Origin of the sequence: Maribacter spongiicola (genome assembly GCF_004364165.1) — a bacterium.
Classification (GTDB): domain Bacteria; phylum Bacteroidota; class Bacteroidia; order Flavobacteriales; family Flavobacteriaceae; genus Maribacter; species Maribacter spongiicola.
Map to the genome: position 1 here is coordinate 1661573 of NZ_SOAY01000010.1, position 18175 is coordinate 1679747.

23 protein-coding genes are annotated in these 18175 nt (G+C 33.9%); 14 read left to right on the top strand and 9 right to left on the bottom strand.

The features are described 5' to 3' along the window. Positions 1-44: 44 nt before the first annotated feature. On the bottom strand, positions 45-239 hold the full coding sequence (locus CLV90_RS07410) for a cold-shock protein (protein WP_068486174.1): 195 nt from the start codon (positions 237-239) through the stop codon (positions 45-47). 129 nt (positions 240-368) lie between these two features. Next, on the bottom strand, positions 369-1007 hold the full coding sequence (locus tag CLV90_RS07415; protein ID WP_133686826.1) for a peroxiredoxin: 639 nt from the start codon (positions 1005-1007) through the stop codon (positions 369-371). Positions 1008-1118: 111 nt separating this feature from the next. On the opposite strand from CLV90_RS07415, the gene CLV90_RS07420 reads away from it, so the two are divergent. Then, the gene (locus CLV90_RS07420) at positions 1119-1655 is read left to right on the top strand and encodes a YfiT family bacillithiol transferase (RefSeq protein ID WP_133686827.1); all 537 of its coding nucleotides are present in this window, start codon (positions 1119-1121) and stop codon (positions 1653-1655) included. Positions 1656-1659: 4 nt separating this feature from the next. On the opposite strand, the gene CLV90_RS07425 is transcribed toward CLV90_RS07420, so the two are convergent. Then, positions 1660-2187, bottom strand: a complete 528-nt coding sequence (locus CLV90_RS07425) for a GNAT family N-acetyltransferase (protein WP_133686828.1) — start codon at positions 2185-2187, stop codon at positions 1660-1662. Between the two features lie 23 nt (positions 2188-2210). Then, positions 2211-2774 (bottom strand): thioredoxin family protein, encoded by a 564-nt coding sequence (locus tag CLV90_RS07430; protein WP_133686829.1) that lies wholly within the window; start codon positions 2772-2774, stop codon positions 2211-2213. 88 nt (positions 2775-2862) lie between these two features. On the opposite strand from CLV90_RS07430, the gene CLV90_RS07435 reads away from it, so the two are divergent. From CLV90_RS07435 to CLV90_RS07450, 4 genes are all read left to right on the top strand, one after another. Continuing rightward, positions 2863-3165 (top strand): phosphoribosylpyrophosphate synthetase, encoded by a 303-nt coding sequence (locus CLV90_RS07435; RefSeq protein ID WP_133686830.1) that lies wholly within the window; start codon positions 2863-2865, stop codon positions 3163-3165. Further along, positions 3165-3503 (top strand): tRNA-binding protein, encoded by a 339-nt coding sequence (locus tag CLV90_RS07440; RefSeq protein ID WP_133686831.1) that lies wholly within the window; start codon positions 3165-3167, stop codon positions 3501-3503. Before CLV90_RS07435 ends, CLV90_RS07440 begins: the two co-directional genes overlap by 1 nt. A 64-nt stretch (positions 3504-3567) precedes the next feature. Further along, entirely contained in the window at positions 3568-4428 is an 861-nt protein-coding gene (locus CLV90_RS07445) for a bile acid:sodium symporter (RefSeq protein WP_166638552.1), read from the top strand. After that, entirely contained in the window at positions 4425-5477 is a 1053-nt protein-coding gene (locus tag CLV90_RS07450) for a lysophospholipid acyltransferase family protein (RefSeq protein WP_133686833.1), read from the top strand. Before CLV90_RS07445 ends, CLV90_RS07450 begins: the two co-directional genes overlap by 4 nt. Positions 5478-5548: 71 nt before the next feature. Here the strand turns inward: CLV90_RS07450 and CLV90_RS07455 are convergent, their stop codons facing one another. Both CLV90_RS07455 and CLV90_RS07460 read right to left on the bottom strand, forming a co-directional pair. Beyond that, positions 5549-5935 (bottom strand): PUR family DNA/RNA-binding protein, encoded by a 387-nt coding sequence (locus CLV90_RS07455; protein ID WP_133686834.1) that lies wholly within the window; start codon positions 5933-5935, stop codon positions 5549-5551. 65 nt (positions 5936-6000) lie between these two features. Further along, positions 6001-7752, bottom strand: a complete 1752-nt coding sequence (locus tag CLV90_RS07460) for an ABC transporter ATP-binding protein (protein WP_133686835.1) — start codon at positions 7750-7752, stop codon at positions 6001-6003. A gap of 218 nt (positions 7753-7970) precedes the next feature. Between CLV90_RS07460 and nusB the strand changes: the two genes are divergently transcribed. The 4 genes from nusB to CLV90_RS07480 all read left to right on the top strand — a co-directional run bounded on the left by nusB (position 7971) and on the right by CLV90_RS07480 (position 11188). Beyond that, complete coding sequence (gene nusB, locus CLV90_RS07465) at positions 7971-8918, top strand: transcription antitermination factor NusB (protein ID WP_133686836.1); 948 nt, start codon at positions 7971-7973, stop codon at positions 8916-8918. 43 nt (positions 8919-8961) lie between these two features. Beyond that, positions 8962-9432, top strand: coding sequence for a DUF1573 domain-containing protein (locus tag CLV90_RS07470; protein ID WP_036152838.1), 471 nt, complete (start codon positions 8962-8964; stop codon positions 9430-9432). A gap of 24 nt (positions 9433-9456) precedes the next feature. After that, the gene (gene yajC / locus CLV90_RS07475; protein ID WP_068486194.1) at positions 9457-9744 is read left to right on the top strand and encodes a preprotein translocase subunit YajC; all 288 of its coding nucleotides are present in this window, start codon (positions 9457-9459) and stop codon (positions 9742-9744) included. Positions 9745-9838: 94 nt separating this feature from the next. After that, positions 9839-11188, top strand: coding sequence for a Gfo/Idh/MocA family protein (locus tag CLV90_RS07480; RefSeq protein WP_133686837.1), 1350 nt, complete (start codon positions 9839-9841; stop codon positions 11186-11188). 1 nt (position 11189) lies between these two features. Here CLV90_RS07480 and CLV90_RS07485 read toward each other — a convergent pair whose 3' ends face one another. Then, the gene (locus CLV90_RS07485; RefSeq protein ID WP_133686838.1) at positions 11190-11789 is read right to left on the bottom strand and encodes a YdeI/OmpD-associated family protein; all 600 of its coding nucleotides are present in this window, start codon (positions 11787-11789) and stop codon (positions 11190-11192) included. A 4-nt stretch (positions 11790-11793) separates the two neighbouring features. After that, positions 11794-13017 (bottom strand): peptidase T, encoded by a 1224-nt coding sequence (gene pepT, locus CLV90_RS07490; RefSeq protein WP_133686839.1) that lies wholly within the window; start codon positions 13015-13017, stop codon positions 11794-11796. A gap of 75 nt (positions 13018-13092) precedes the next feature. Here pepT and CLV90_RS07495 point away from each other — a divergent pair, with 75 nt between their 5' ends. Further along, positions 13093-13539: a hypothetical protein gene (locus CLV90_RS07495; protein ID WP_133686840.1), complete on the top strand. Its 447-nt coding sequence runs from the start codon at positions 13093-13095 to the stop codon at positions 13537-13539. 58 nt (positions 13540-13597) lie between these two features. Next, positions 13598-14641 carry a quinone-dependent dihydroorotate dehydrogenase gene (locus tag CLV90_RS07500; RefSeq protein WP_133686841.1) on the top strand — a complete coding sequence of 348 codons (1044 nt, stop codon included), beginning with the start codon at positions 13598-13600 and terminating at the stop codon, positions 14639-14641. A 77-nt stretch (positions 14642-14718) separates the two neighbouring features. Here the strand turns inward: CLV90_RS07500 and CLV90_RS07505 are convergent, their stop codons facing one another. Next, complete coding sequence (locus tag CLV90_RS07505; protein ID WP_133686842.1) at positions 14719-15129, bottom strand: Dabb family protein; 411 nt, start codon at positions 15127-15129, stop codon at positions 14719-14721. A gap of 86 nt (positions 15130-15215) precedes the next feature. Here CLV90_RS07505 and CLV90_RS07510 point away from each other — a divergent pair, with 86 nt between their 5' ends. The 3 genes from CLV90_RS07510 to CLV90_RS07520 all read left to right on the top strand — a co-directional run bounded on the left by CLV90_RS07510 (position 15216) and on the right by CLV90_RS07520 (position 18136). Next, positions 15216-15836, top strand: a complete 621-nt coding sequence (locus CLV90_RS07510; RefSeq protein WP_133686843.1) for a LysE family translocator — start codon at positions 15216-15218, stop codon at positions 15834-15836. Positions 15837-15889: 53 nt separating this feature from the next. After that, a complete protein-coding gene (locus CLV90_RS07515) occupies positions 15890-16759 on the top strand; it encodes a hydroxymethylglutaryl-CoA lyase (protein ID WP_133686844.1) in 870 nt (289 codons plus the stop codon). Positions 16760-16903: 144 nt separating this feature from the next. Continuing rightward, entirely contained in the window at positions 16904-18136 is a 1233-nt protein-coding gene (locus CLV90_RS07520) for a DUF4856 domain-containing protein (RefSeq protein ID WP_133686845.1), read from the top strand. The last annotated feature ends 39 nt before the right edge of the window (positions 18137-18175 follow it).

The following is an 18175-nucleotide window of genomic DNA, read 5'->3' on the forward strand; positions in this document are numbered from 1 at the left end:
CCAATTGGTTCGGGTTTTAAACTATAAAAAAGTTAAATCGTTACCTAGTCAAGTACTTTCACATTAACGGCGTTTAATCCTTTTTTACCTTGTTGTAGTTCAAATTCTACAACATCACCTTCACGAACTTCATCGATTAAGCCAGAAATGTGTACAAAATGATCTTCGTTTGAACCATCTTCAGTGATAAATCCGTAACCTTTAGAATCATTGAAGAATTTTACTGTTCCTTTACTCATAATAGAAAAATTAAATATTAATTAAAGCACGAAGATAGTTTTTTTTTGTTTAAAAACTTAAAATCTTATACGTTATCTTAAGGTTAACAATTTTTGGCTAATGTATTGAGGATGAACTTGTTTTTAGACTTATGCAGTAGGGTCTGGTGTCATTCTTAAATATGGTTTTACCTCGGTAACACCTTTAGAAAACATATCTTTTGCGTCAGCTGTAGATATTGCAGGGCTTACCACCACTTCTTTACCTTTTTCCCAGTTCGCCGGTGTAGCAACTTTATGGTATGCAGTAAGTTGTAAAGAATCTATAACTCTTAACAATTCGTAAAAATTTCTTCCAGTAGATGCCGGGTAAGTCAAAGTTAACTTTACAGATTTATCTGGTGCAATAATAAATACAGAACGTACCGTAAGATTATTATCTGCATTTGGGTGGATCATATCATATAAATCAGATACTTTCTTGTCTTCATCCGCAATTATAGGAAAATTTACGACCGTATTTTGCACTTGGTTAATATCCTTGATCCATTCTGCATGTGAAGCTGCACCATCAACACTTAGGGCAATCATCTTTACATTTCTTTTATCGAACTCATCTTTGAATTTTGCCGCAGTGCCCAATTCTGTAGTACAAACGGGAGTGAAATCTGCCGGGTGAGAAAATAATATCCCCCAACTATCACCTAGGTAATCGTATAAATTAATGGTGCCTATTGAGCTATCTGCAGTAAAATTTGGTGCTTTATCACCTAAACGTATTGTTGCCATAATAATATGATTTTGTCTGTTTATTTTAATATCCTATAAAATTAGTAGATTATATAATCTTGTGGATAGGTTTTAGGTTAAAAGTCTATTAAAATTTTCTATTTTTAGTATATGGAAGATTTAGAAAAATTAAAGTATCCGATCGGGCATTTTGAATGTCCTGAAAAGATTTCAAAAGATGATATTGCAAATTGGATAACTGTATTAGATACATTGCCAAAACGTTTGTCAAACCTTGTACATAATTTTTCTGAAGAACAATTAAATACACCTTATCGCGAAGGCGGATGGACGGTTAGGCAGGTGATTCATCATATGGCAGATAGTCATCACCATAGTTATACGCGGTTCAAATGGGCATTGACTGAGAATAGACCGCTTATAAAAGTCTATGAAGAAAAGTTATGGAGCGAACTTATAGATGCCAAAACAGCACCAATTTCTTTATCACTTTCTTATTTAACAGCTTTGCATGCGAAGCTGGTTTATTTATTAAATCACATTGAATCGGTAGATTTTGAAAAAAGTTATATTCACCCAGAGGGGAGTGTTAATGTTTCTGTGGCAGAAAATATTGGTAAATATGCATGGCATAGTAATCACCATTTTGCACATATAGAAAATTTAGCTTTAAGTAAAGGTTGGTAAAATTTTATACATCTTTTCTAAGCAAATACATTGGTTTTTCCTCTTCAATAACATTGTTGAAAGGTACTTGCGTGTTCGCAACAATAAAGAAAGAGTGTGATAAATAGAAGGGAAGTGCCAATCCTTTTTGCATTGACTCTAGAAAAATTGCCTTTTTAGAATGATCTGTAGCAATTTGCTCAACAAATTTCAAGGTTTTGGAACCTACGCCTTGGCCCGAAAACTCGTTAAGAATATAGATTTTATCAAGATATAAAGCATCCACCTTGCTATAATCTTGTAGTTGTTTGTGTAATGTAACTTTCAATATACCCACGTAGTCAGAATTTAATTTTATCAGATACAAAGTAGTGTCTTCGTCTTTCTCTTCATGTAAGAGTACTTCTTTGGTAAAACTATTTTTAATGTAAGTAGTTGTGTCACCATCAGGCCAGAGGTGTGTGTAATGTTGATTATAGGCTTTTGTACCTATTTCAATATAGATGTTGTAATCTTCTGGCTTTAGTAGTAAAAACTGAATACTATTCTCCATAATTCAAAAAAAAACTACTATAATTAAGCGTTAGATTTCCATTTAATATTGCAGCCTATACTTGGTTTTTGAACAGGATTAATTTCTTCTCCCTTTATAAGCTTCTCAATGGCATCTCTAAGGTCTTTACCTGTTAACGGCAATCCGTTCCCCGGTCTAGAATCGTCTAATTGACCTCTGTAAACCAATTTTAATCCTTCGTCAAAAAGAAAAAAATCTGGTGTACAAGCAGCGTCATATTTTTTGGCTACCGATTGGTCTTCATCATATAAATAAGGGAAGGTATAATTTTCGGCTTTTGCTTTTATTCTCATGAACTGAGGGTCATCTTCTGGGTACTTTTCTACATCATTACTAGATATAGCGATAAAGTGAACACCTTGCTTCTGATATTCTAAAGCCATTTTAGTGATTTCAGGATTTACATGAATAACAAATGGGCAATGGTTACAAATGAACATAATTACTGTTCCTTTACTACCATTTAAAGAGTGAAGATTCATTGTTTTTTTGCTGACCGTATCTAACAGGCTAAATTCCGGAGCTACTGTACCCAATGCTAACATTTTGCTTTCTGTTCTTGCCATATCAACTAATAATTTATGGTACTAAGTTAACGATTATATTAAGCTTGCCTTTTCTTTATGGTATTCATAAACTTATAAAAATACTAATATGGAAAATTCATATATTTCTTTATCCGCCGCAATTAAAGCATTACAAGAAGAAGGTTACACAGAAGATTTTAATTTATGTGACGCTGGTGTAGAAAACAAAAGCAAGAAACATATTCATAATGCTACTGAATTAGACGTGGTAAAATTCTATCGTTTTGAAGGGATGAGCAACCCTGATGATAATACCATTTTATATGTTATTGAAACAAGTACCGGTGAAAAGGGACTACTGGTAGATGCTTACGGTATGTATGCTGGTAATGTACCTAAAGATTTGATAGAAAAGCTTAAATTGAGCTAATGGAAGAAACAATTACGTGGCAAGATTTTAGTAAAATTGACATGAGGGTGGGCACTATAGTAGCTGCTTTAGATTTCCCTGAGGCCCGAAACCCTTCGTACAAGTTACATATAGATTTTGGTGATGAAATTGGGATTAAAAAAACATCTGCTCAGATAACTGCAAGGTATAAAAAAGAGGATCTTATAGGTATTCAAGTTACTGCAGTAGTTAATTTTCCTAAAAAACAAATTGCCAATTTTATGAGTGAATGTCTTATATTAGGTGCTGTAGACAATAGTTCAGTGGTGCTTCTTCAACCTCAAATGAAAGTGCCCAACGGATTAAAAATTTCCTAATTTTTTGACTGATAATATCTTAGATAGCATTCATATTAATTTTGATTCAGGTTCATTATGGATTATGAACATTGTTCTAAGTTTAGTCATGTTTGGTGTATCCTTAGAAATATCAATATCAGATTTTAAGCCTTTATGGTCAAAACCGAAGGCATTAATAGTAGGCTTATGTAGTCAGTTTCTTGTATTACCCGCATTGACTTTTTTATTGGTATTTATCATTGAACCTTTACCAAGCATTGCTTTGGGTATGTTTATGGTGGCTGCTTGCCCAGGAGGTAATATTTCTAATTTCATATCTTACCTATCTAAAGCAAATACGGCATTATCTATTAGCCTTACTGCCATTGCTACTATGTTAGCGGTGATAATGACACCATTAAATTTTCATTTTTATGCAATGTTATATGAGCCAAGCTCTAATCTTATTCAAGACATTTCCATAGCACCTATAGAAATGATAAAATTGGTTTTTCTATTACTAGGTCTGCCTTTAATTTTGGGTATGTATGTCAATTATAAAAAACCAAAAATAGCTTTGAAAATAGCTAAGAAGCTTAAAGTGGTATCCTTAGTGTTTTTTATCTGTCTGGTTTTTATTGCATTATATAATAACCGCATCATCTTTATGGACTATATTTTTTATGTCTTTTGGATTGTTTTAATTCATAATCTAGTTGCATTTTCTACGGGATACAGCCTTGGGCGAATTTTTAAATTACCTGAAGATAGCCTTCGATCAATAACTATAGAAACAGGAATACAAAATTCTGGATTAGGATTATTATTGATTTTTACTTTTTTCGATGGATTAGGCGGTATGGCGCTTCTTGCTGCCTTTTGGGGTATTTGGCATATTGTTTCGGGTTTAATTTTGGCTGCTTTTTGGAATAAAAAATCAGTTGCTAAAGAAACAATAGCGTGAGTGGATTTATATATTCATTGGTAAAATTTGTTATAAAAACCGGACTCTATAGCTATCATAAGAAAATTCATATTTCTGGGCTAGAGCATATACCCAAAGATAAACCGGTAATGTTTTTGCCTAATCATCAAAGTGCTTTGATTGATGTATTGCTAATTGCAACAGATTGTAATAGAAAACCCTATTTTCTAACCCGTTCAGACGTTTTTAATGGCAAACTGCTAAAACGTATGTTCTCTTATTTTCAAATGCTACCAATTTACAGAATGCGAGATGGTAGAGATACGCTTTCTAATAACGATGCCATTTTTAACTCATGTGCAGAAATTTTAAGTAGGGGAGAAGCATTGCTTTTGTTTCCCGAAGCAAATCATAGTCTTAAACGTAGCGTTAGACCATTAAGTAAGGGTTTTACCAGAATACTCTTTAGAACTTTTGAAATGTACCCTGCGTTAGATGTTCAGTTGATTCCTGTTGGGTTTAATTATAAGCATGCAGCTCATTTTACAGATGAGGTGGCTATTTGTTATGGAAAGCCAATTTCGGCAAGAAGTTTATATGATGAGAATGATTTAAATACATCTGTCAATACTATAAAAAATGAGGTTGCTTCTAGTCTAGAGGATCTAACTACCCACATACCAAGTAATGAAGATTATGATGCCATTTTAAATAAGTTGAAGTCGGAAAAGGTCGATTTTCTTAATCCTACCGCTGTCAACAAAAAGATAAAGATGTTGACCAAACAAGGTGTCGATAGTTCATTTGAGACTGTTTCAGAAACGCAAGGTTTCAATATATTCAAGTGGATATTCATATTACTAAATTTCCCTATTGTATTAATTTGGAAATTGTGGTTGAAGTCAAAAGTACCAGAAGATGAGTTTATGGGTACGTTTAGGTTTGCATTTGCGATGATATCTTATCCTATTTATATACTCTTCTTGTTTACAGTGATAGCATTTGTATTTACGCCATATATCGCAGTAATAAGTATCTGTATTTTGACTTTATTGAATTTAGTGTTGGTGAAATATGCATTTCGGTAATGATCATATATCCACAAAATAAAAACGACCCTTAAAAAGAGTCGTTAATTTTTAAAAAGATAGTTTTAAAATTAAATGTCTTCAAAACTAACATCTGTAAAACTAGAAGAAGTAGTGGTATTTTCTACGGGCATTTCAACTTCTGTTTCAGAATCTTCTTTCTTAAAATCTTTTTGATGTCTTTCAGAAATTACTTCAGAACCTTTTTCGTTAATGATGAAATCCATCATTTCTTCTACATTTTCTTTAAAGGCGTCGAAGTCTTCTTTGTATAAATAAATTTTATGCTTTTTGTAATGGAATGAACCATCGTCATGTGTAAATTTCTTACTTTCTGTAATCGTTAAATAATAGTCCCCGGCCTTTGTACTTCTTACATCGAAAAAGTACGTTCTTCTACCTGCGCGTAAAACTTTGGAGTGAATTTCTTCCTGATCTGATAAATCTCTTTCGCTCATTTCTAATGTTTAGTGTCGTTATGCTATCAAAAATGAAAAAAAAATCGTTATCCGACAACAATTTTCTAACTTTCTTTCTCTGAGAGCTGTTTGCTATAGAGGTCTTTATAATACCCTTCTTGGGTATTTAATTCGTCGTGCGTGCCCTCTTGAATGAGTCTGCCGTCATCTAACACCAATATTTTATCTGCATTTTTAGCCGAAGAAACTCTATGGCTTACAATTAATGTAGTTCTATTCTTAGATGCTTTTTTAAGATTGCTTAAAATTTCTTCTTCCGTTTCTGTATCAACCGCAGAAAGGCAATCATCGAATAAATAAATTTGTGGTTTCTTTATTAATGCTCTCGCAATTGAAACACGTTGTTTTTGTCCGCCACTTAAGGTAATACCTCTTTCGCCTAAAATAGTATCGTATTTTTTAGAGAAACCCATTATGTTTTCGTGAACAACGGCATCTTTGGCAATGTCCATGATTTCTTGGTCTGTAGCGTCTTCTTTTCCGAATTTAATATTGTTCTTTATACTGTCGGAAAACAGAAAAGCATCTTGTGGTACGGCACCAATAGATTCTCTTAAACTAGTTAGGTCAATATTTTTAATAGGCTCGTCATCTATTAAAATTTCGCCTGATGTAGTATCGTATAATCTAGCTACTAAATCTAGAATAGTAGATTTACCCGAACCAGTTTTGCCAATAATAGCAGTCGTCTCCCCTTCATTTATGGTAAATGATAAATGTTTTAAGGCATTGATGTTGGTGTCCTGATAAGTAAAATCTACATCTTTAAATTCAATTTTACCTTTTACGGTATGCTCGTGGGTGGGCATGTTTTTAATTTCCGATTCCTGATTTAAAAATTCGTTGATGCGTTCTTGACTGGCAGCAGCTCTTTGTACAATAGATGTAAGCCATCCTACAATTGCAACAGGCCATGTTAACATGTTTACGTACAATATAAACTCCGCAATCAATCCAACTTCAATTTCACCCGCCAAGTATTGTTTTCCTCCTATATAAATGACTAAAATATTACTGATACCTATTAAGAGTATCATTAGAGGGAAAAACCAAGCATTTACTTTAGCCAAACTAACACTCTTTTCTTTGCCTTCAATGGCAAGTTTTTCTAAGTCCTTATTTGTTTGTGGCTCTAACGCATATGCTTTTATAACCGATACACCTGAAAATATTTCTTGTGTAAAAGTCGATAACGTAGATAAATACTGTTGTACTATAGTACTTCTCTTGTGTATTACCTTACTTATTTGATATATTAAAACTGATAGAAAAGGCAATGGTAGTAAGGTATATGCTGCCAGGGTTGGTGCTTTAATGAACATTAACGGAATTAAGCAGGCAAATAATGTTAGTGTCTGTATGCCATACATGATAGCCGGACCCGCATACATACGTACTTCATTTACATCTTCGCTGATTCTGTTCATTAAATCGCCTGTTCTATTTTTCTTATAGAAGTTCAGACTTAGTTTTTGGTAGTGATCGAATATTTCATTTTTAAGGTCATATTCTATATATCTAGAAATATTGATAATTAATTGGCGCATTAAAAAAGTGAAGAACCCAGAGAGAAAAGCGGCACCAATAATTATAAGAATATACTCCATCAACAAATCTTGCGCGGTAGATTTTTCTATTTCAGCTTTTATATATTGCTCAACTACGGTAATAGAATTATTGACGTAAGAAGGCATGATCAATTGAAATAGCCTGGCTATAACAGTAATAATAATCCCGAAAAAAAGCTTAAGCCAGTATTTTTTAAAGTATTTATTTAGATGCTTAAGTTCTTTCATAAGTGGTAGAAAAGGTAATAGTGTAAATTTTTATGGGCAAAGATAGTTTTTTGACCTAAAACGATATGTTATAAATAAGCTAAGATAAATACGATTGCTATTGTGACCCTTTAAATAGATACTTACCTTTGCGGCTTTATTTATTCGATAATCGAGATTTAATGCTCCAAGGGCTTGCCCCGAGGTTATTTACTAATATATTAAATAAGTTCTTTCAAATGCTTACAAGAAGGCACATTAGGGTTAAGGTAATGCAGAGTATTTACGCTCTAATTCAGTCTAAGGACGATTCATTACAAAAACAAGAGAAGTTTTTAAAGGTAAGCATAGAGAATACCTATACGCTATACTTGTTGTGGCTAAGTCTTTTTGTAGAGTTACAAAAAAGAGCTGCAGACCAAATTTCTTTATCTGCCAATAAATACATTAGCGACAAGAAGGCAGCTTTCCCAAATCCTAAAAAGTTTATTCAAAACAGATTGCTGTTGCAAATTGTTGAGAACAAGACCTTAGAGGAAGAAATTACACATAGAAAGTTAGATAACTGGTACTTGAACGAAGAGTATGTAAAACTCATCTATAAAGAGATTATTGAGAGCGAGGCATATCAAGAATACATGTCTACACCAGAAAGCGACTATGCAGCAGATAAAGAATTAGTACTGAATTTGTTCAAGAACATTATAGCGCCTAACGATAAAATTTACGATTACTTTGAAGATGATAAGTTAACTTGGGTAGATGATATACCTATTGTCAATACCTTTATCTTAAAGCATTTAAAGAAAGCGAAACAGGTACACCCAGAATCTTACTTTTTGCCAAGTCTATTAAAAGATGATGATGATATGACTTTTGCCATGCAATTGCTATCTAGAACATTATTAAAAAACGATGCTTTAGAAAAAGAGATTGAAGGTAAAACGCCGAATTGGGATAAAGATCGTATCGCCGGTATTGATAGTATTCTATTAAAAATGGCTATTTGCGAGTTATTACATTTTCCTTCTATACCAGAAAGGGTAACCATAAATGAGTATTTAGAAATTGCTAAAGAATACTCTACACCAAAAAGTAGCATATTTATAAACGGAATTCTTGATAAGCTTACTAAAGAATACAAGTCAGAAGGAAAGCTTAATAAAATGGGAAGAGGTCTATTATAAAAATATTTTATAATTTTACAAATAATTGATAAATCTAAATAGTATGAAAAAAATAGTTCTAATTGTTGGTCTTGTATCAATGGTAGCTTTTACTTCTTGTAAAGACAATGCATCAAGTAAGATTAAAACTGATAATGTAGCAGAGGCTGCGGTAAGAGATGAGGCTGCTAAAGCAGTACCTGTAATGTCTTTCGAGAAAGCAGAGCATGATTTTGGTACAATTGAGCAAGGTACTCCACAAGAGACCGTATTTACTTTTACCAATACAGGTAATGCTCCATTAATTATTACCGATGCAAAAAGTAGCTGTGGTTGTACAGTACCTAATCCTCCAAAGGATCCTATTGCGCCAGGTGAAACCGGTGAGTTAAAAGTAAACTTTAATGGTTCTGGTCAAAATCAAGTAACTAAAACAATTACAGTTACAGCAAATACTGAAAAAGGTTCAGAGCTTTTAAGAATTAAAGCTTTCGTTAACCCAAAAGGAGCAGCTCCATTAGGACCTGTTAAATAATTATAAATAACAGATATACCAAAAATGGGTGATATAGGGCAGTTTCTTCCGATGATTTTAATTTTTGTGGTCGCATATTTTTTTATGATCAGACCTCAAATGAAAAGACAGAAGGATGAAAAGAAATTTTCGGCAGAATTAAAACGTGGTGATCGTGTAATTACCAAAAGTGGTCTGCACGGTAAAGTAGTAGATTTGAACGATAATGATTTTTCTTGTGTGTTGGAAACAATGGCCGGGAAGTTAAAGTTTGATAGATCTGCCATATCCATGGAAATGAGCGCTAAATTAAACGCTCCAGAAAAGAAATAATTTTTTCTGAATTCATATAAAAAACACCGATGGAAACATCGGTGTTTTTTTATGCCCAAATTTGGTATATTTAAGTACACTTGAAATCAACAATATGCCACACAACAGAAGAAGTTTTATTAGAAAAGGTACCGCAGGTTTAGTTATGACAGGTGCATCGTTTATGTTACCTATGGAATTACTATCAATGATGCGAAAGAGTGTAGGAGCCAACGATACTATTAATGTTGGTTTGGTAGGTTGTAAAGGAATGGGGTTTTCAGATTTGACTTCTTTCCTTAAAATGAGCGAAATTAATGTTATCGCTTTGTGTGATGTTGATGAGAATGTTCTAAGAGAGAGAACTTCCGATTTGGAAAAAGCAGGAATCAAAAAGCCAAAATGGTATAGCGATTATCGAAAAATGTACGAGAATAAAGATATTGATGTCGTTATCATTGGTACACCAGATCACTGGCATTGCCTTCAATTAACGGATGCTTTACAGGCAGGTAAAGATGTGTATTGTGAGAAACCAATTGCCAACTCTGTGCAAGAAGCGAACATTATGTTAGACTTTGTGCAGACTCGCGATAGAATGGTGCAAATAGGGCAGTGGCAACGTAGTCAGCCACATTTTGTCGACGCTATTAAATATGTTCATTCGGGAGCATTGGGCGAAATACGTTTGGCTAAAGCTTGGGCATACCAAGGGTGGATGAAACCTGTGCCTGTGGTGGCAGATTCATCCGTTCCTGCGGGAGTAGATTATAAAATGTGGTTAGGTCCAGCGCCAGATAGAGCATTTAACAAGAATAGATTTCATTTCGATTTTAGATGGTTTTGGGATTATGCAGGCGGATTAATGACAGATTGGGGTGTGCATTTAATGGATTATGCTTTGTATGGTATGAAAGCAGAAACTCCAAAATCTGTAATGGCGTTAGGTGGTAAATTTGCGTATCCTAACGATGCATCAGAAACTCCGGATACATTGCAAACAGTATATGAGTATGACGGATTCTCAATTCTTTGGGAACATGCAACAGGTATTGATGGAGGTAATTATGGTCGAAACCATGGAATTGCTTTTATAGGTAATAATGGTACCCTTGTTTTAGATAGAAGTGGTTGGGAAATTATTCCTGAAAAAGAATTTCAAGGTTGGGGTAAAGATGGTATTCCAAAAATGGAAGCGGTAAGACATGATAATGGCGGACTTAGCGGATTGGATTTACACACGCAGAATTTTATCGATGCGGTAAAAAGTAGGGATAATTCTAAATTGAATGCACCTATAAAAGTTGGTTATGATGCTGCTTTGGTATCGCATATGGGTAATGTTGCCTTTAAGACCGGAAATAGAATTTATTGGGATGAAACTACAGGGCAATTTAAAAATGAAGAAGCAAATCAGTATTTAAAAGCCACTTATCACAATGGCTGGAAATTACCGTCTTTGTAATTTATTTACGGTAAATGTCATGAATTCCCCTGCCAACTAAAATTAACGGAACTATCTTTTCTAAACGCGACAGTTTTGTTTTTTCTTGTTTGGCGCTTGCTATATACTCAGCGAAATCTTTCTGTTTAGAATAAGTTAGTTTTTCAAAAGCAGCTTTAATGTCGTCGTTGTTTTCCAATGTAATATATAACTGAGAGGGAATAACAATTTTGGTCTTAGGTTTTTTCTCGACTTTTAATTGTAAGCCTTTCTTTTGATTTTCTATAGCCTCATCTATATAAGATGTAATATCTTTTTTATCAATGCCTTCAAGTGTTGTAAATTTCCAGTGGCGCATCGCCATGGTTTTTCCATCTTGTGCATTTTCTAAAACCTTTTTAGGGTCACTTAAAAAGACACCGTTAAAAAACCAAATTCCGAAGTGATTTTTGAATTTGTTTATGGCGATGATGTTTTTATTATCTACCATATATGTTGGGAAATTCCATTTGTAAGTTTCTGTTATTCCACAGGCTAAGGCAAGAGTTCTTAATACAGTTACTTCATTTTTAAAACGATGTGCTGTTGTATAGAATTCCTCTAATTTCTCTTGCTTTTCCATTGTGTCATTGGTTTGCTGTCAGCTCACAAATACGTACAATAACTTCAACTGCTTTCTGCATACTCTCTACAGGTACATATTCATACTTGCCATGGAAATTATGACCGCCAGCAAATATGTTAGGGCATGGTAAGCCCATATAACTTAACTGAGAACCATCGGTGCCACCGCGTATTGGTTTAATGATTGGTTTTATACCAATATCTTCCATTGCCTTTTTAGCGGTCTCTATAATATGAAAAACAGGTTCTACCTTTTCTTTCATATTAAAGTATTGATCTTTTAATTCTAGCTCAATACAATTGTCGTAAACGTTATTATATTTTTGGACAATGTCTTTTACTAGTTGTTTACGTTGCTCAAAATGCTTTAAATCATGGTCTCTTATAATCAATTCTACGGTAGCATTTTCGATTTCTCCGTTAAAATGATTCACATGAAAAAAGCCTTCTCTGCCAGATGTTTCTTCAGGTATTTCATGCTTGGGTAAATCGCTTATAATCTTATTGGCGATTAAAAGTGCATTTACCATTTTCCCTTTTGCATAACCTGGGTGTACACTTTTTCCTTTAATCGTTATTTTGGCACCTGCTGCATTGAAATTTTCATATTCCAGTTCACCAATCTGGCTACCATCCATAGTATATGCCCATTCTGCGCCAAATTTTTCAACGTCGAATTTATGTGCTCCACGACCAATTTCTTCATCAGGTGTAAACCCAATTCTAATAGTGCCATGCTTTATTTCTGGGTTATTTACCAAATACTCCATAGCAGTTACTATCTCGGTAATACCTGCTTTATCATCTGCACCTAAGAGGGTGGTGCCATCTGTAGTTATAATGGTTTGACCAATGTATTGTAATAGATCATCAAAATAACTAGATGGCAATATGATGTTTTCTTCTTTGTTCAGCACAATGTCCTTACCGTCGTAATTTCTAATTATTTGCGGATTTACATTCGTACCTGAAAAATCAGGAGATGTATCAAAATGAGAAATAAAACCAATGGTAGGTACTTCATGATCTACATTTGAAGGTAAGGTGGCCATTATATAGGCATTTTCATCTATCGTAACTTCAGATAGACCTATAGCGCGTAATTCATCTACTAATTTATTCGCTAAATTCCATTGTTTTTGGGTACTTGGTGTAGTTTCTGATGATGAGTCGCTCTGCGTATCAATAGTAATATAACTTATGAAACGATCGATGATGTGCTGCATGTAAAATGGGTTTTATCAAAAATAAGGTTATAAATTGTAAATTGGTAAACGTAAGATTCGATAAATTAAATGATGATGAAAATTAGATATGTAGTGGCAATAGCTTTTCTTTTACTTTTCGCAAATGTAAATGCACAGGCAGATTGTATTCTTGGGGTAGGTGTTACGAACGATTCTATTATTTCTGATATTTTTCAATTGAACGAAATGCAACGCGAGAAATTAGAAAGTTTTAGTGGCGAGATAAAATACCGAAATGATGTTTTGAGCAATGAATTAGAAAACGTAAAGAATAGACATCCTCAAAGTAGTGTTAAAGAGCTACAACAATTAGCCGATGAATATAAAAGTGTTATGGATAGTATGGGTAGGGTTCAGAAAATGATCGATAAAAGAATGTTGGCTTTGTTCAATTCAAAACAATACGATTTGTACTTGTCTTTATGTAAAAATGCTTCGCGATCCCCTTACATTGTTGTGCCCGCTGTCTACACAGATAGTATATCTAGTGAAAACAGATAAAGTATTGCTTAACTTTCTCAATTACAGTTTGTATTTTTACGGCTTCTAAAATATATACATGTACAGGCTTTTTATTAGACCTCTTTTATTTCTTCTTGACCCAGAAAAAGTTCACCATATTAGTTTTTCGAGCATTAAGTTTTTCTCCAAAATAGGATTATCAGGACTTATTAAATCAATGTTCGTAGTAGAAGATAAACTTTTGGAACGTGAACTATTCGGATTGAAATTTAAGAATCCTGTTGGTTTAGCTGCTGGTTTTGATAAAAATGCGGTGTTATATAACGAATTATCAGATTTCGGATTCGGATTCGTAGAAATTGGCACTCTTACCCCAAAGCCTCAAGATGGAAATCCGAAGAAAAGATTATTTCGTTTAAAAGAAGATAAGGCTATCATAAACCGAATGGGGTTTAATAACCACGGGGTTTTTGAAGCAGTTGAGAATTTAAAGAAAAATCATAAAGTACTTATTGGTGGTAATATAGGTAAGAACAAAGTGACACCGAACAATGAAGCAATTAAAGATTACTTAATCTGTTTTGACGCTTTATTCGATCACGTAGATTACTTTGTAGTAAATGTAAGCTCACCCAACACACCTGGCTTAAGAGAATTACAAGATAAAGAGCCATTAACAGCTTTGCTAAATGAGCTTCAATTAGAGAATTCAAAGCAAAGTGAACGCAAGTCGACTGTGCGTAAACCTATTTTATTAAAAATAGCGCCAGACCTTACCGATAGCCAATTGTTAGATATTATTGATATTGTAAAAACAACAACTATTGATGGTATTATAGCTACGAATACAACTATTTCTAGAGAGAACTTAAAATCACATGCTTTAGTAACAGAAGAAGCTGGCGGACTAAGTGGTGCTCCTTTAAAAGATAGAAGCACTGAGGTAATAAGATTTTTAGCGGAAAAGAGTAACAAGGCATTCCCAATTATCGGTGTGGGTGGTATAAACTCTGCAGAAGATGCTATCGAGAAATTAGAAGCTGGTGCAGATCTAATTCAATTATGGACAGGCTTTGTTTATGAAGGTCCGGCTTTGATTAAAGAAATTAATAAAGCGCTTATTGAAAAAGCTGCGGTTTAAGATTTTAACTATTCCTATAAAAATAAATGCCCTTGTACAAATTGTGCAAGGGCATTTTATATATGTGAGATTTTAATTTATGGTTTGGTCCAGTAATCAACAACAAAGACATCATCTAAAAAAGGAGTCAATACAGCGCCAAATGCTTTGTGGTCTGGGTGCGGTAAATAAATTGCACGATCTTCTTCACTTTCAAAAGTTAGGAAAAAGGCATGGGTAAAGCCTTTGTTCAAACCTTCTGGGCTATTGTTCAATCCCCATTCATATCCTTTAATTTGCTCAATTTTTGAAGGTAATGCGCTGAATGTATCTTCTACTTTTTTTATTTGTTCTGCAGTTGTACCTTCTTTGAACTTAAAAAAGACAGTATGCCTTAAAAGACTATCGGTTTGAATCATGGTTGTATTGGTCATGTTTTCATCTGTCTTCGCAAAAGCGTTTGACATGAACGAAATACTAATTAGTAATAGAAGTACTTTAATTTTCATAGTGTATTGATTTTTATACAAGATATTAAAAATAGGTGTAATACATGGTTATTCGTACTTTTCAGGTCAAACTAATATCTTCTAGATTGAATTACGATATATTATTGGCTTTTTCTATGGCAACCTTTGTTCTAGCACTTTCACCAGGACCAGATAATATTTTTGTGCTCATACAAAGTATGACCAATGGTAAAAGAAATGGATTAGCGGTCGTAGCAGGTTTAATGACGGGTTGTTTAGTGCATACTACTTTACTGGCATTCGGGGTTTCTGCGATTATTAAGAATAATCCCGCGATATTTACTTTTATAAAAATGTTCGGTGCCGCCTACTTGATTTATTTAGCAGTAATGGTTTATAAAGGAGGAGATGTTATAGCTATTGGTGGAGAAACGAAAAATAAAAAAAGCTTAAGGTCATTATATAAACAGGGTTTTATAATGAATGTATTAAACCCGAAAGTGACTATATTCTTTCTTGCCTTTTTTCCAGGGTTTCTATTTTCAGATTCCTTAAGTACTGTCATACAATTCTATACACTTGGTTTTTTGTTCATATTGGTTTCTTCGGTTGTCTTTGGCAGTATTGCGCTACTATCTGGTCAAATTTCAATTTTTTTAACCGCTAATAAGAAAACCGGTTTTGTTTTAAAATGGGTTCAGATTATGGTCTTCATTGGTATTGCTGTTTATTTATTTTTTGGGTAGTTTATTTGAATTATTAATAGGTGATACTTATTTAGAGTTTGTATTTTTACGAAATGTCTAATTCAAATATCAAAATTGTAGAATGCCCTCGAGATGCCATGCAAGGCATTAAGCAATTTATACCTACAGATGAAAAGGTGAGATATATACAATCGTTATTGGGTTGTGGATTTGATACGCTAGATTTCGGAAGCTTTGTTTCGCCAAAAGCAATACCACAAATGGTAGATACTGCCAAGGTTTTGGCAAAATTAGACTTGTCAAAAACGAATACAAAACTGCTATCTATTGTTGCCAATATTCGCGGTGCAGAAGATGCCGTTTCGTATCCGGAAATCGATTATTTGGGTTTCCCTTTTTCTATTTCAGAAAATTTTCAAATGCGAAACACGCATAAGACTATTGCACAATCGATAGAGACTTTACAAGAAATATTCAATTTAGCCGATGCCGCAAACAAAGAGGTGGTGACTTATATTTCTATGGGGTTTGGTAACCCTTATGGCGACCCATGGGATGTTGATATTGTAGGGGAGTGGACAGAAAAACTCGCAAAAATGGGCGCTAAAATATTATCTCTTTCAGATACTGTAGGCTCATCTGACCCAGAAATGATTTCATACTTATTCTCGAATCTTATTCCAAAATATCCGAATATCGAATTTGGTGCACATTTGCATACTACACCTATCAAGTGGCACGAGAAAGTTGCCGCGGCTTACGAATCTGGTTGTAGACGTTTCGATGGTGCCATACAAGGCTTTGGTGGTTGCCCAATGGCGAAAGATGATTTAACCGGTAACATGCCTACCGAGAAAATGCTTTCTTATTTTACTTCGCAGAAAGTAGATTCTGGAGTTAATTGGATGACATTTGAAGCTTCTTATAATAAAGCTACTGAGTTATTTTCAAAATATCATTAGTACATAAGATACTGTACATATTCCAAACTTTAATTTAAGGTTAAGGTTATTTAGATTTATTATAGATAATCTTGTTTCGTATTGAAACATGTTATACGTTTGCATTGTTATTTTAAACAAGTCTAAATAAAAACGGATAATAAAATGAATAAATATTTTTTAGTGATAATCATGTTTGCTGGTTTAGCAATGACATCTTGTAGTTCTGATGATGGATTAGAGCTTTCGCCTTGCGACAATTGTTTTGTTGAATTTGAAGTGCCAAATTCTTACGTATTTACCAGAAACGGTTCTTCTTCGGTTAGTTTTGATGGGCAAACGACAAGAATAAAAATGGGGCAAGAGCTTTTGTCAAATTTTAATATCCCAACAAATACACTTGATGATTTAAGGGGGATGTTCGCTCATGTAGAAGGAGATATCGATTTTGGAGAAGCAGCATTAAATGAGTCAGATAAAAGTCTTCGAAGTAAGGTAGCAGCTTCTGCAGATTATTTTTCTACAAATGCAACAGACCAAGCTATAATTCGAGGTGATCTTGATGGATTTATTAGTGCTCAGGTAATAGAAATTTATCCTAACTGGGAAGTGGCTGCTACAGTTGGTACTGCAGGGCAATTATCTGATGGTGAAAGTACCCGTTATGTAAATGCGAATGGCTTGGAATATAATCAAATGTTTGCAAAATCATTAATAGGTGGCTTAATGACAGATCAGATGCTGAATAACTACCTAAGTACTGCTGTATTGGATGAGGCGGACAATGTTGCTAATAATGATGCAGATGTAGTAGAGGAAGGTAAGGACTATACTACAATGGAGCACAAATGGGATGAAGCTTATGGTTATGCCTATGGTTTAAATACCGATCAAGCAAATCCTAATGCCGATTTGGGGGCAGATAGTTTCTTGAACGAATATATAGAACGTGCCAATGGAGATTTAGATTTTGAAGGTATAGCAGATGATATATTTGACGCCTTTAAATTAGGTCGTGCAGCAATTGTTGCTAAAGATTATGATATTAGAGATTTACAAGCAGAAATAATCAAGGCTAACATTTCTAAAGTAATTGCTATTAGAGCGGTTTATTACTTGCAAAATGGTAAAACAAAATTAGAAGGGGAAGCTCCTAATATTGGTGGAGCGTTCCATGCACTTTCAGAGGCATACGGTTTTATCTATAGTTTACAATTTACTAGAAAACCAAACTCTACTGATCCTTATTTTACAAAAGCTGAGGTTGATGCTTTCTTAACAGATTTTTTAGATGATGGGGATAATGGTCTATGGAATGTAGAATCAACAACATTAGATTCTATTTCAGAAGATATAGCAGCGAGATTTGATTTTACGGTAGCACAAGCTGCCGATTAATTGGGTATAAAAAAAGCTATTCATGCTAAATAGTATGAA

Excerpts from the sequence above, each read along its gene's own strand:
- CLV90_RS07410 (WP_068486174.1), bottom strand. The coding sequence starts at position 239 with ATGAGTAAAGGAACAGTAAAATTCTTCAATGATTCTAAAGGTTACGGA.
- CLV90_RS07415 (WP_133686826.1), bottom strand. The coding sequence starts at position 1,007 with ATGGCAACAATACGTTTAGGTGATAAAGCACCAAATTTTACTGCAGAT.
- CLV90_RS07420 (WP_133686827.1), top strand. The coding sequence starts at position 1,119 with ATGGAAGATTTAGAAAAATTAAAGTATCCGATCGGGCATTTTGAATGT.
- CLV90_RS07425 (WP_133686828.1), bottom strand. The coding sequence starts at position 2,187 with ATGGAGAATAGTATTCAGTTTTTACTACTAAAGCCAGAAGATTACAAC.
- CLV90_RS07430 (WP_133686829.1), bottom strand. The coding sequence starts at position 2,774 with ATGGCAAGAACAGAAAGCAAAATGTTAGCATTGGGTACAGTAGCTCCG.
- CLV90_RS07435 (WP_133686830.1), top strand. The coding sequence starts at position 2,863 with ATGGAAAATTCATATATTTCTTTATCCGCCGCAATTAAAGCATTACAA.
- CLV90_RS07440 (WP_133686831.1), top strand. The coding sequence starts at position 3,165 with ATGGAAGAAACAATTACGTGGCAAGATTTTAGTAAAATTGACATGAGG.
- CLV90_RS07445 (WP_166638552.1), top strand. The coding sequence starts at position 3,568 with ATGAACATTGTTCTAAGTTTAGTCATGTTTGGTGTATCCTTAGAAATA.
- CLV90_RS07455 (WP_133686834.1), bottom strand. The coding sequence starts at position 5,935 with ATGAGCGAAAGAGATTTATCAGATCAGGAAGAAATTCACTCCAAAGTT.
- CLV90_RS07460 (WP_133686835.1), bottom strand. The coding sequence starts at position 7,752 with ATGAAAGAACTTAAGCATCTAAATAAATACTTTAAAAAATACTGGCTT.
- nusB (WP_133686836.1), top strand. The coding sequence starts at position 7,971 with ATGCTTACAAGAAGGCACATTAGGGTTAAGGTAATGCAGAGTATTTAC.
- CLV90_RS07470 (WP_036152838.1), top strand. The coding sequence starts at position 8,962 with ATGAAAAAAATAGTTCTAATTGTTGGTCTTGTATCAATGGTAGCTTTT.
- yajC (WP_068486194.1), top strand. The coding sequence starts at position 9,457 with ATGGGTGATATAGGGCAGTTTCTTCCGATGATTTTAATTTTTGTGGTC.
- CLV90_RS07480 (WP_133686837.1), top strand. The coding sequence starts at position 9,839 with ATGCCACACAACAGAAGAAGTTTTATTAGAAAAGGTACCGCAGGTTTA.
- CLV90_RS07485 (WP_133686838.1), bottom strand. The coding sequence starts at position 11,789 with ATGGAAAAGCAAGAGAAATTAGAGGAATTCTATACAACAGCACATCGT.
- pepT (WP_133686839.1), bottom strand. The coding sequence starts at position 13,017 with ATGCAGCACATCATCGATCGTTTCATAAGTTATATTACTATTGATACG.
- CLV90_RS07495 (WP_133686840.1), top strand. The coding sequence starts at position 13,093 with ATGAAAATTAGATATGTAGTGGCAATAGCTTTTCTTTTACTTTTCGCA.
- CLV90_RS07500 (WP_133686841.1), top strand. The coding sequence starts at position 13,598 with ATGTACAGGCTTTTTATTAGACCTCTTTTATTTCTTCTTGACCCAGAA.
- CLV90_RS07505 (WP_133686842.1), bottom strand. The coding sequence starts at position 15,129 with ATGAAAATTAAAGTACTTCTATTACTAATTAGTATTTCGTTCATGTCA.
- CLV90_RS07515 (WP_133686844.1), top strand. The coding sequence starts at position 15,890 with ATGTCTAATTCAAATATCAAAATTGTAGAATGCCCTCGAGATGCCATG.
- CLV90_RS07520 (WP_133686845.1), top strand. The coding sequence starts at position 16,904 with ATGAATAAATATTTTTTAGTGATAATCATGTTTGCTGGTTTAGCAATG.